Consider the following 13,258-nt stretch of genomic DNA (forward strand, 5'->3'; position numbering starts at 1 on the left):
ACACGTCAAGCACATAACCATGTGTTATGTTCTAAAAAATTATATCGTATAGTTTCGACTTGGTCAATACTTACAACTAAATTAATAATCAGATTTACTCGTCAACCCTTGCATAATGTCCACACCAGAGCTTGCACCAATTCTAGAAGCCCCTGCATCAACCATTGTTTGTAAATCTTCTAGGCTACGAACTCCACCTGAAGCCTTCACACCAAGGTCTGTCCCAACTGTTTCACGCATAAGTTTTACAGCACCTACAGTAGCGCCACCAGTAGAAAAACCTGTAGATGTTTTTACAAAATGAGCCCCAGCTTCTTTAGATAGTTCACTTGCTTTTATTATTTCTTCATTTGTTAATAAACACGTTTCTAAAATTACTTTAACAATTGCTTTTTCTTTTGCAGCATTCACTACTGCTACTATATCATTTTTCACGAAATCAAAGTTAGCATCTTTTAATGCCCCTACATTTATAACCATATCTATTTCATCTGCACCATTTTCAATCGCATTTTTTGTTTCGAATGCTTTTACTTCTGATGTGCTAGCACCTAATGGAAATCCAATTACCGTACATACCTTCACTGGACTTTCTTGTAATAGTTCAGCACTTAGCTTTACCCAAGTAGGATTTACGCATACAGATGCGAATGTATACTTTTTTGCTTCCTCACATAATTTTTCAATTTGTTCTTTAGTAGCATTTTGTTTTAACAATGTATGGTCGATTAATGCAGCAATATTTTGTGTCATTTATATTCCCCTTTCGGAAGTTGTCCGTACCTCTTCATCATAATTGAAAAAATAAAAAAAAGCCAGTGAGATTCTCTTCACTGACTTTCACTTTATTTTAGACTAACTCTTCAACGTGATCTAATACTCGAACAAATTGACCTTCGTTGTAAGGGTAACCAGATTTAGTGATTTTCACACGAACTAGCTTTCCGATTAAATCTTCTGAACCAGGAATAACAACTTTTAAGTAGTTATCCGTATATCCTTCAACTAAATTCGGCTTAGAATCCAATTTATATTTTTCTTCTGGAATAATTTCTAATATTTCTCCTTCAAAACGAGAAGCGTATTCTACAGCTAATTGGTCATTTAATGAGATTAAACGGTGTACGCGCTCATTTTTTACTTCTTCATCGACTTGGTCTTCCATTCTAGCAGCAGGAGTACCTGTACGCTTAGAATATGGGAAAACATGAAGCTCTGCAAAACGTTGATCTCGAATAAAATGAAAGGTCTCCATAAATTCTCCCTCGGTTTCACCAGGGAAACCGACAATTACATCTGAAGTTATTGCTAAATTAGGAAGTGCTTCTCTTAAACGATCCAATCGATTAGCGAAAAATGCCATTGTATATTTTCTACGCATTCTTTTAAGTACAGTATCTGATCCAGATTGAATAGGGATATGTAGATGCCTAACAATAATCTTCGAATCACGCAGAACATCAATTACTTCATCGGATAATTGGCTAGCTTCAATTGAGCTAATTCGAAGCCTTTTAAGCCCTTTTACATTCGATTCAATATCCCTTAAAAGATGCGCTAAGTTATAGTTTTTTAAATCTTCACCGTAACCACCAGTATGGATTCCTGTTAAGACGATTTCTAAATAACCAGCATCCACTAGTTGTTGAGCTTGATGGACAACTTCTTCTGGATCACGAGAACGCATAAGTCCGCGAGCCCATGGGATTATACAAAAAGTACAGAAGTTATTACAACCTTCTTGGATTTTTAAAGATGCACGGGTGCGATCCGTGAAGGACGGCACATCTAACTCTTCATACACACGATTCTTCATAATATTTCCAACCGCGTTAATCGGTTTTCGCTCTACTTTGTATTGTTCAATATAATCAAGCATCTTTGTTCGTTCTTGCGTTCCAACGACAATATCGACTCCTGGAATCGCCATAATTTCAGCTGGCGACGTTTGTGCATAACACCCTGTTACACATATAACCGCATTCGGATTTTGACGAATGGCACGACGAATGACTTGACGACTTTTTTTATCGCCCGTATTTGTAACTGTACATGTATTGATCACATATACATCAGATTGTTTTTCAAAATCTGTTCGTTCATAGCCATTCTCTTTAAATAATTGCCAAATAGCTTCTGTCTCATAATGATTAACCTTACAGCCTAATGTATGGAATGCAACGGATGACATCTCCTTACACCTCTTTCATTCATATTCATAAGAAATTGCAGCAAGCGCGTATAACGGTGCTGTTTCTGTTCGAAGTATTCTTGGTCCAAGTGAAATAGGTTGAAAATCATTTTCTAATAAGCTTTTTATTTCCGAACGATCTAGTCCACCTTCTGGGCCAAATACAATAAGTATTGATTTTTTATCATGCACCTTTTTTAATTGCTCAGCAAATTTCTGGCGGTGTTCCAACTTAGCATCTTCTTCATCAGCAACAAATTTCACATCGTATGTTGTGCCAATTTCTAAAAGCTCTTTTAACGAAATTGGCGTATGTATGTTAGGGATAGATGAACGATGAGATTGTTCAGCTGCTTCTTTCGCAATTTTTTGTAACCGAACAATTTTCTTCTCGTTTTTTTGCTTATCCCATTTAACAATCGATCTTTTTGCTTCAAACGGATAAAGTGTGTGCATGCCGAGTTCTGTCGCTTTTTGAGTTATTAGCTCTAACTTATCTCCTTTTGGAAGACCACAAACAATTGAAACTATTAACGGCATTTCGTTTGTTTGTTCAAGCTTTTCTTCAGCTTTCAACAAGACAGATTTAGCAGATCCCTCTACAATTGTCATTGTATATGTGCTGTTTTCAGCAACTACATATACTTCATCACCTGGTGACATACGCATCACTTGAATTATGTGATGCGCATCATCCCCAGTAATTGTTATATTATTATTCTCATCGATTTGTTCATTCGTAAAATAACGTTGCATAACAATCTCCTTAAAGAAGCGGTTTTTTGGAAATGATTGTAACCCAGTCTTCCATCATCATAACTTCTACAATTTCAAAGCCGGATTTTTGCAATGCATTTTTTACATCTTCTTTTTTAGCAAAGATTATTCCAGAAGTTATAAATAAACCTTCTTCCTTCACTATTGAGAATGCATCATCCGTAAATGTCATAATTATTTCCGCTAAAATATTTGCGATTACGATATCTGCTTGTTCGCTTACATTGTCAAGTAAATTACCATGCGTCACTTCAATCAAATGCTCTACATGATTTAACACTATATTCTCTTTGGCTGAAGTCACTGCTACTTCATCTAAATCAAGTGCATGAATAGATGTTGCCCCAAGTTTTGCTGCGCCAATAGAAAGGACACCTGAACCAGTACCCACGTCGATCACTTTCGAGTTCGGTTGTACTGTTTTTTCCAAGGCTTGAAGACACATTACAGTGGTTGGATGTGTACCTGTTCCAAACGCCATACCTGGGTCTAGTTCAATTATTAACTCATCAGTACTTACTCTGTCATATTCTTCCCAAGTTGGAACAATTGTAAAACGATTAGAGATTTTCACTGGATGGTAGTATTTTTTCCAAGCAGTTGCCCAATCTTCTTCATCTACTTCTTGAACCGTTACAACATTATGTCCAATATCAATATTAAAGTTTTGTAAGTTGTTAACCGCAAGCTTGATCTCTTCTACCGTTTCTAATAGAAAGCTAGTTTCTGCTAAATAAGCTTTAACACGAACTCCATCTACTGGAAAATCATCTGGATTTAAGCTATAAATTTCACCAAATCGATCTTCCCTTTCTCTCACTAACTCTTCCGAGTCTTCAATGACTACCCCACTTGCACCAGCTTCATGCAAAATATTACTTATCGCATCTACTGCTTCGTTTGTTGTATGAATAGATAGCTCAGACCATTTCACTTGCGCACAACTCCTTTATTCACCTTTTAATGTCTTTTTAATCTTATCAAACAATGAGCTGCCTTGCTCTTCTGGAATATCTCCACTTATTTCGGCAAATTCACGAAGTAATTGTTTTTGTTTTTCCGTAAGTTTTTTCGGCGTGATTACTTTCACAATAACGTGCTGATCACCAACTCCGTACCCATGAACGTTTTTCACACCTTTTCCTTTTAAGCGGAATTTCGTTTGTGATTGAGTTCCTGCAGGAATCTTTAATTTTACTTTACCTTGTACAGTCGGCACTTCGATTTCGTCCCCTAGCGCTGCCTGTGCATACGTTAATGGCAGTTCATAGTAAATATCGTCCCCATCACGTTCATATCGTGGGTCTGCTTTTACACGGAATACAATATATAAATCTCCAGCAGGACCTCCATTAATACCTGGTTCCCCTTGACCGCTTACTCGAAGTTGTTGGCCATCATCTACACCAGCTGGAATGGTAACTTTGATTTTTTTGCGTTTATTAACTGTTCCTTTACCATAGCAAGTTGCACATTTATCTTTTATGATTTTACCTGCTCCATGACAGTGGTTACATGCACGTTTTGTTTGAATACGTCCGAATGGTGTATCTTGCGTCACATTTACTTGACCTGCTCCATTACAATGTGAACATTTTTCTGGGTGTGTTCCAGGTTTTGCTCCACTCCCACTACATGTATCACAAGTTTCTTCTTTCGCAATTTCAATTTCTTTTTCTTTCCCAAATACCGCTTCTTCAAACTCAATTGTCATGGAATATTGAAGATCATCACCTTTTCTTGGTGCATTCGGATCTCGTCTACGCGACCCACCTCCACCACCAAAAAATGAACTGAAAATATCTTCAAAACCGAAGCCATCTCCACCGCCACCAAATCCTTGGTTCGGTCCTGCATGGCCAAATTGATCATATTGTGCTCGTTTTTGGTCATCACTTAACACTTCATATGCTTCTGATATTTCTTTGAATTTATCCTCAGCATCTGCCGCTTTGTTAATATCCGGGTGATATTGTTTCGAAAGCTTTCGATAAGCTTTCTTTATCTCATCTGGAGAAGCACTTTTAGACAAACCAAGTACTTCGTAATAATCACGCTTATTCATCTTTCACTCTCCTACTCTTTACCTACATATAATGAATATTGTAACACGGAAAAATAATCTAGTCTAAACAGAAAGAAAAGCCAAAGCCGAAAACGGTCTTTGACTTTTCCCCTACCGACTAACTTACTTATCTTTATCGTCGTTTACTTCTTCAAACTCTGCGTCAACAACACCGTCATCCGTTGCATCCGCTTGGCCGCCGCCATTGGCAGCAGCATCTGCTTGCGCTTGCTCGTACATTTTCATTGTTAATTGTTGAACGATTTCGTTTAACTTATCTTTTTTCGTTTTAATTTCTTCTAAGTTGCCAGCTTCTAGAGCAGCTTTTAACTCTTCTTTTGCATCTTCAGCAGATTTTTTCTCTTCTTCTGATACTTTATCCTCTAAATCTTTTAATGTTTTTTCAGTCATAAATACTAATTGATCTGCTTCATTTTTCACTTCTGCTTCTTCTTTACGAACTTTATCTGCTTCAGCGTTAGCTTCTGCTTCTTTTACCATACGCTCGATTTCTTCATCAGAAAGTGAAGAGTTCGATTGAATTGTAATATTTTGTTCCTTTTGTGTACCAAGGTCTTTCGCCTTAACATTTACGATACCATTTTTGTCAATATCGAATGTTACTTCGATTTGTGGAATACCACGTGGTGCTGGTGGAATATCCGAAAGTTGAAAACGGCCAAGTGTTTTGTTATCTGTAGCCATTGGACGTTCCCCTTGTAACACGTGAATATCAACAGCTGGTTGGTTGTCTGCTGCAGTTGAGAAAGTTTGGGATTTTGATGTAGGGATTGTCGTATTACGTTCGATTAACTTTGTGAATACGCCGCCCATTGTTTCAATACCTAATGAAAGAGGTGTTACGTCAAGTAATACAACGTCTTTTACATCTCCAGTTAATACTCCACCTTGAACTGCAGCACCCATCGCTACAACTTCATCTGGGTTTACACCTTTATGTGGTTCTTTACCAGTTTCTTTTTTAATCGCATCTTGTACGGCTGGAATACGTGTAGATCCACCCACAAGGATAACTTTATCGATTTGTGAAGCTGATAAACCTGCATCTTTCATGGCTTGACGAGTTGGTACCATCGTACGCTCTACTAAGCTAGCTGTTAAATCATCGAATTTTGCACGAGTCATTGTAACTTCTAAGTGAAGTGGTCCAGCTTCGCCTGCAGTGATGAATGGTAATGAAATTTGTGTTGAAGTTACACCTGACAAGTCTTTTTTCGCTTTTTCAGCAGCATCTTTTAGACGTTGAACTGCCATTTTATCTTGTGATAAGTCAATTCCATTATCTTTTTTGAATTCTTGTACTAGGTAATCCATTACTATTTGGTCAAAGTCATCTCCACCAAGACGATTGTCTCCGGCAGTTGCAAGTACTTCAAATACTCCATCACCAAGTTCTAGGATTGAAACGTCAAATGTACCTCCACCTAAATCATATACTAATATTTTTTCATCATGATCCATTTTATCTAAACCATATGCAAGTGCAGCTGCAGTTGGTTCGTTAATAATACGTTCAACTTCTAGTCCAGCGATACGACCAGCATCTTTTGTTGCTTGACGCTCTGCATCGTTAAAGTAAGCAGGAACTGTAATGACCGCTTTCGTCACTTTTTCCCCTAAGTATTCTTCTGCATATCCCTTTAAGTATTGTAGAATCATTGCAGAAACTTCTTGAGGTGTATATTCTTTATCTTCTGCTTTCACTTTTTCATTTGTACCCATTAGACGTTTTACAGATGCAATAGTGTTTGGGTTCGTGATAGATTGACGTTTTGCTACTTCCCCAACTTGTTTTTCTCCATTTTTAAAAGCAACTACAGATGGCGTTGTACGGTTTCCTTCTGGATTTGGAATTACTTTTGGTTCTCCACCTTCTAATACAGATACACATGAGTTTGTTGTTCCTAAGTCAATACCAATAATTTTAGACATATATTTTTCCTCCTAATTTATAACTAAGTATCGTGTTATTCTGTAGAATAATTCTTGTCGAACTGATTGAAAACGCTTGTCAATCGATGTACGTCTGAATTATTCGTTTACTTTAACCATAGATGGTCGAAGTATTCTATCTTTTAACTTATACCCTTTTTGTAATTCTTGAAGCACGATTCCAGAATCTTTTGAGTCGTCTTGTTCTTGCATAACCGCTTGATGGAAATTAGGGTCAAATGGAACACCTTCCGATTCAATTGGCTCAAGACCCTCTTTTGATACAGCATCTAGTAAAGTGCGATAAACCATTTCTACACCTTTTACTAAAGAGGCTGCTTCCTCAGATGTCGTTGGAACTGCAAGTGCTCGTTCGAAGTTATCTAATACTGGCAAAATGTCTGTTAAAACAGGCTGTGCACGGTATTTATAATCTGCTTCCTTGTCTAGTTGAACTCTGCGCTTATAATTTTCAAAATCTGCTCTTAATCGAATGGACTTGTTTTTTTCTTCTTCCAATTCTTGTTTAACAAGCGTAAGTTCGTCCACTTCCAAAACTTCATCGATCGCTTCTTCCGTAGTTTCTTCTTCAGAAGTCATTTTTTCTTGATCTTCCAACTTTTCAACTTCTAATTCTTCAACTGTTTCATCTTTATGTTTTGACATGATTGCATCCCCCTTATCCATGATGACCATTTAATATTCTAGATAATTCTCTTGATAAATCGGTACTCATTACATCGAGTAAAGAAACGACACGCTTATAATCCATACGTGTAGGACCAATTATTGCAATAGAACCCATTTGCTCTTCACCAATCGCATATGTTGCTGTAATAACACTACAGTCCTCCATAGCTAGATGATTGTTTTCGGAACCAATTCGGATTTGAATTCCTTTTTTATCAACAGGGAAAATACTAGGAATTTGTCTTACATGATCCATCAAGTACATAATACTTCGAGCTTTTTCTAAATCATTAAATTCAGGTTGATTCAACAGATGCATTTTACCACCGTAGTATACTTTGTCCTCTTGCTCTATCCCCATGGACTTATTAAATGAACTTAAAAGGTTATTAAAATGTCCTACACGCTGTTTTAATAAAGAGTGTGTAACAGCTTCCAACTTTCCGGGAAGATCATGTAAATGAACTCCTATTAAGCTATCGTTTAGCAAATTAACCATTCGTTCAATATCCGATGAAGTATAGATTTCGGGGATTGAAAATACTCGATTTTCAACATGTCCACTATCTGTAACGATTATCGCAACAGCGGAATCATCCGTAAGTGGGACGATTGAAAATCGTTTTACTCGATGTTTTCTAACATCCATTCCTAGTAATATGGAGGTGTAATTCGTTAGTTCAGACAAAATCGTTGCTGATTTACGAATAATTTGCTCCGTCTCCACCATTCGTTCTTCAAACACAGATCGAATTTGCTTAATCTCGTCTTTCGATACTCGTTGTGGAGTTAACATATTGTCTACATAGTAACGGTACCCTTTTTCAGAAGGGACACGCCCAGACGAAGTATGAGTTTTCTCTAAGAATCCCATGTCTTCTAAATCCGCCATATCATTTCGAATGGTAGCAGGACTATATGGAACTTCCTCCTTTTTCGAAATTTGACGAGATCCAACTGGCTGAGCGGTTTCAATAAAATCATCTACCGTTACTTGCAATATTAATAATTGCCTATTAGTTAGCATGATTATCACCTCTGTTAGCACTCGTTCATTGAGAGTGCTAATACTCATATAAAAGGTATCAAATCTAAAGAAAACTGTCAACGAATATGATTTTATTTATTGAAGAAAATATTGAAATACTTCATTTCCAACAAAACGACCACGACGAGTAAGCTTTACGTAATTATCTTCAATAACAATCAATTGTTTTCGAACAAGTTCATCTAACTGATTCCCATAAATATCTTGTAATGGCTTTCCAAAACGAATTTTAAATCTTTCTAAAGAAACTCCTGCGTTTTTACGCAATCCTAAAAACATTTCCTCTTCCATTTTTTCAACTTTCGTAACTTCTTTTTGTAGCATAATAGGTTTTTCATTTGAATCTAAGGTTTGCATATACTTCTTTAAAGGTCCGTGATTCGAATATCGATTATTATTTACATAGCCATGAGCTCCTGCTCCTAATCCTATATATTCATCATTATCCCAGTAAAGTAAATTATGCCTTGATTCTTTCCCTTTGAAGGAAAAGTTACTAATTTCATATTGATTGTAGCCCTGTTTTTGCATTTCATCCAATAAGTATCCATACATGTCCGCTTCTAAATCTTCCCCTGGTAAAGAAAGTTTTCCTTTTGACATTAAGTTATAAAAAATCGTTTTTGGTTCAACTATCAAAGAATAAGCTGAAATATGAGGAATTTTTAGTCGAAATACTTCTTTTAAAGAATGCTTCCACTGTTCCATCGTTTGGTTTGGTAAACCATACATTAAATCCATGCTGATAGATGGAAAACCTATCTTTTTGGCATTTTCAATTACTGCATACACATGTTCGTTCGAATGTGTTCTACCAATTACTTTTAGAAGTTCTTGATCAAATGTTTGAACTCCCATACTTAATCTATTTACTCCAGAAGTATGCATTAGTTTCATTTTTTCATATGTTAGCTCATCTGGGTTCGCTTCCGAGGTAAACTCTACAACATCTTTTAAGGGAATGTATTGATGGATCAATGAAAATAAGCGCTCTAACTGAGCTTCAGATAAAGATGTAGGAGTTCCCCCACCGATGAAAATAGTTTCAATTGGTTCATCTTTATATTGTTCCGTATACAATTCCATCTCTCTACCTAATGATTCTATATATTCATCCACCGGCTGGTTATGAAAGAAAAATTTATTGAAATCGCAATAATTACAAATTTGATGACAAAAAGGAATGTGGATATATACCCCACGTGCCATATGACTTCCTGCTTTCTATAAAAGGAAAAAGGAGGCTACTAGTGCCCCCTTCCTTTTTTATTTATTCGGCTCGTCCATCTTCAGAACTGCCATAAATGCTTCTTGCGGAACTTCCACAGAACCAACTTGTTTCATTCGTTTCTTACCTTCTTTTTGTTTATCAAGCAATTTACGTTTACGTGAAATATCTCCACCATAACATTTAGCTAAAACATTTTTACCTATTGATTTGATGGTAGAACGAGCCACTATTTTTTGACCAATGGCAGCTTGAACTGGTACTTCAAATTGTTGTCTTGGAATAAGGGCTTTTAATTTTTCAACAATCACTTTTCCGCGATCATAAGCAAAATCTTTGTGGACGATAAAGCTTAAAGCATCTACTTTTTCGCTATTCAGCAGAATATCCATTTTCACTAGTTTCGATTCTTTGTATCCAATTAACTCATAATCAAAAGAAGCATATCCTTTTGTGCTCGATTTTAAAGAATCAAAAAAGTCATATACAATTTCAGATAATGGAATTTCATAAATGATATTAACGCGGGCTTTAGATAAGAAATCCATTGTAATAAAATTACCACGTTTACGTTGGCATAATTCCATTACAGACCCTACATAGTCTTCTGGAACCATGATAGAAGCTTTCACAAACGGCTCTTCAATCGTATCTACTTTTTGGACATCCGGCATCATCGATGGGTTATCTACTTTCATGGTTTCACCATTCGTTAGCTTCACATCATAAACAACACTTGGCGCAGTTGTGATTAAATCTATTTTAAATTCGCGTTCGATGCGCTCTTGAATAATTTCCATATGCAGTAAACCTAAGAAACCACATCGATAACCAAATCCCAATGCTTGAGATGTTTCGGGTTCGAACTCAAGTGCTGAGTCATTCAACTGTAGCTTTTCAAGTGCATCACGTAAGTCAACGTATTTCGTGTTATCAATTGGATACAATCCACAGAATACCATAGGGTTCATTTTGCGATATCCCGTTAAAGCTTCTGTTGCAGGGTCAGAAGCTAATGTAATAGTATCCCCAACACTGGAATCTCCTACATGTTTCATCGAAGCAGTTAAGAAACCAACATCTCCAACTGTTAGCTCTGAGCGTTGTGTTGTTTTTGGTGTGAATACACCCGTTTCAACAACTTCGAATTCTTTACCAGAAGACATCATTTTTATCGTATCTCCAGGTTTAACAGTTCCTTCCATAACTCGGATATATACAATTACGCCTCGGTAAGGGTCAAATAAGGAGTCGAAGATCAACGCTTTAAGTGGTGCAGAAGGATCTCCAGTGGGTGCAGGAACTTTCTCTACAATTTGTTCTAAAATTTCTTCAATACCTATCCCTGCTTTTGCAGATGCAAGAACTGCTTCTGAAGCATCAAGTCCAATTACTTCTTCCACTTCTTTTCTTACGCGTTCTGGATCAGCAGCTGGTAAATCTATCTTATTAATAACTGGTAATATTTCTAAATCATTATCTAATGCCAAATACACATTTGCTAGCGTCTGCGCTTCAATACCTTGTGCAGCATCGACAACTAAAATAGCTCCTTCACATGCGGCTAAACTTCTGGAAACTTCATATGTAAAATCGACATGTCCAGGTGTGTCAATCAGATGAAAGATATATTCTTCTCCATTTTTAGCAGTATACGTTAACTGAACAGCATTCAGTTTGATGGTAATACCTCTTTCTCGCTCTAAGTCCATCGAATCGAGTAATTGGGCTTTCATTTCACGAGAAGTCAATGTTTTTGTTTTCTCTAAAATACGATCTGCCAAAGTTGATTTTCCATGGTCAATGTGGGCAATAATCGAAAAGTTACGGATTTTTTTCTGACGTTCAATTCTTTGTTCATGATTCATGCTTGTTCACTCCTAATTAAACTACTAAGAATTATAACAGACAACATGTCGTTAAGTAACGCATAATAGTTCTCATTTCACAATTTATTGTTATTATGTATTATTTGCACTTTATGCTATTTATTTTTTCCCAGAAATTAATCTTATCAAAAAGCTAGTAGTAAGACAATCTAGTGGACAAGAAATGCGCAAGCGTAATCTATGCATCTTGTCTTAGCAATAGAAAAAAATAATAAAGTTCATGCACAAGTAAAATGAAAACCACTATTTATTTGCACCTTCCGAATGCATTTCCACCTAAATGGTTGCTATAAGTACCTTAATATCCGTTATAAGCACGTACACAGGGTCTATAAGCTCCTATTGATGCAAGTCCTCCTAAATGTTGCTATATGCACCTAAGTCTCCGCTATAAGCACCAAACAGGTCTATATGCTCCTAAAGCGGGCACATAAGCTCCTACCGCTATGAATATACACTTTTAACAGGAAAAAAAGATTAAGCTATAATCGCTTAATCTCTTCTAGGTTAAGAAGGTATTTGCTGATTGAACATATTTGAAATAGCCTTTGCTAAAATAGCGATGGAGCGGTCTACCTCTTGTTCGGTGTTATCAACACCTCCAAGTTCCACAACTAATAAATTTTTAGCAAGGTCTTGGTTGTAAACACCATCTACTCCTTTACCAGTTTTCACTATAACTCCTCTTGAGATGCCAGGTACTATTTTATTCAATTGATCAGAGAGATTTTGCGCTAGTTGTTCATTCCATCTGTAGTTTGGATGCTCTCCACCAATAACAAATATAAATTTTGCATAGGTTTCTTCACCACTTTGAAGAGTTGTAACTTTTGCTTTTAGTGCGTCTCTATGAATATCCAATACAATATCATAATCACTATGTGCTATTGCATTTTTAACAAATGGTCGGATTGTATTATAATTATCCATCACTTCTGGCTTATGATCTTCTAAAAACTGAGTATCTACTTGATGAAATGCAAATTGGGCAGCTATTTGCTCTTGAAAAGAAGAAATATTAGTAATAGAATCATATACTGCAATTTTATCTCCTTTTTCCGCAAGTATTGGCCGATAAGCTTCATGAGCATGCGTGAAATACACAAAAGCTGTTTTAGGTTCTATTATTTCAGTGATGTCCGGTTTTGATTCTAATTGGGCCGCATAAACTACAGGCGTGTCCTCTTTTTTATTTTCTACTTTTTGTTGCGTTGAAAGAGGTGTTTGGATTGTAGCGATAATAATAGGAGTTAAAAATAATAATAATAAAATGCTCGTTAAATTCTTCAGGGAATTAGCCATAATTTCCACTCTCCTCAAATAATCGTATGATGAGAAGAGTTTTTTTAGAACATTCGGCTTACAGTTCTTCTGCGACGAGCATGCACAGAAGAACCACGTGAAAGATTGTCTAATC

General features: G+C 36.4%; 11 protein-coding genes. All 11 read right to left on the reverse strand.

Annotated elements, in window-relative coordinates; all coding sequences use genetic code 11:
- Positions 1 to 81: 81 nt before the first annotated feature.
- A complete protein-coding gene (deoC, locus tag PB01_RS11865) occupies positions 82 to 753 on the reverse strand; it encodes a deoxyribose-phosphate aldolase (RefSeq protein WP_151700394.1) in 672 nt (223 codons plus the stop codon).
- Positions 754 to 850: 97 nt separating this feature from the next.
- Positions 851 to 2,191 carry a tRNA (N(6)-L-threonylcarbamoyladenosine(37)-C(2))-methylthiotransferase MtaB gene (gene mtaB / locus PB01_RS11870; protein ID WP_151700395.1) on the reverse strand — a complete coding sequence of 447 codons (1,341 nt, stop codon included), beginning with the start codon at positions 2,189 to 2,191 and terminating at the stop codon, positions 851 to 853.
- Positions 2,192 to 2,206: 15 nt separating this feature from the next.
- A complete protein-coding gene (locus PB01_RS11875; protein ID WP_151700396.1) occupies positions 2,207 to 2,947 on the reverse strand; it encodes a 16S rRNA (uracil(1498)-N(3))-methyltransferase in 741 nt (246 codons plus the stop codon).
- A 10-nt stretch (positions 2,948 to 2,957) separates the two neighbouring features.
- Positions 2,958 to 3,902, reverse strand: coding sequence for a 50S ribosomal protein L11 methyltransferase (gene prmA / locus PB01_RS11880; RefSeq protein WP_151700397.1), 945 nt, complete (start codon positions 3,900 to 3,902; stop codon positions 2,958 to 2,960).
- Between the two features lie 15 nt (positions 3,903 to 3,917).
- A complete protein-coding gene (gene dnaJ / locus PB01_RS11885; RefSeq protein ID WP_151700398.1) occupies positions 3,918 to 5,033 on the reverse strand; it encodes a molecular chaperone DnaJ in 1,116 nt (371 codons plus the stop codon).
- A 123-nt stretch (positions 5,034 to 5,156) separates the two neighbouring features.
- Positions 5,157 to 6,986, reverse strand: coding sequence for a molecular chaperone DnaK (dnaK, locus tag PB01_RS11890; protein ID WP_151700399.1), 1,830 nt, complete (start codon positions 6,984 to 6,986; stop codon positions 5,157 to 5,159).
- Positions 6,987 to 7,085: 99 nt separating this feature from the next.
- Positions 7,086 to 7,652 (reverse strand): nucleotide exchange factor GrpE, encoded by a 567-nt coding sequence (grpE, locus tag PB01_RS11895; RefSeq protein WP_151700400.1) that lies wholly within the window; start codon positions 7,650 to 7,652, stop codon positions 7,086 to 7,088.
- A 13-nt stretch (positions 7,653 to 7,665) separates the two neighbouring features.
- On the reverse strand, positions 7,666 to 8,703 hold the full coding sequence (hrcA, locus tag PB01_RS11900) for a heat-inducible transcriptional repressor HrcA (RefSeq protein WP_151700401.1): 1,038 nt from the start codon (positions 8,701 to 8,703) through the stop codon (positions 7,666 to 7,668).
- A gap of 96 nt (positions 8,704 to 8,799) precedes the next feature.
- Positions 8,800 to 9,933 (reverse strand): radical SAM family heme chaperone HemW, encoded by a 1,134-nt coding sequence (hemW, locus tag PB01_RS11905; RefSeq protein WP_151700402.1) that lies wholly within the window; start codon positions 9,931 to 9,933, stop codon positions 8,800 to 8,802.
- Between the two features lie 57 nt (positions 9,934 to 9,990).
- Positions 9,991 to 11,820 (reverse strand): translation elongation factor 4, encoded by a 1,830-nt coding sequence (gene lepA / locus PB01_RS11910; protein ID WP_151700403.1) that lies wholly within the window; start codon positions 11,818 to 11,820, stop codon positions 9,991 to 9,993.
- 528 nt (positions 11,821 to 12,348) lie between these two features.
- Positions 12,349 to 13,143 carry a stage II sporulation protein P gene (gene spoIIP, locus PB01_RS11915; protein ID WP_151700404.1) on the reverse strand — a complete coding sequence of 265 codons (795 nt, stop codon included), beginning with the start codon at positions 13,141 to 13,143 and terminating at the stop codon, positions 12,349 to 12,351.
- Between the last annotated feature and the right edge of the window lie 115 nt (positions 13,144 to 13,258).

This window comes from Psychrobacillus glaciei, from assembly GCF_008973485.1.
Lineage (GTDB): Bacteria > Bacillota > Bacilli > Bacillales_A > Planococcaceae > Psychrobacillus > Psychrobacillus glaciei.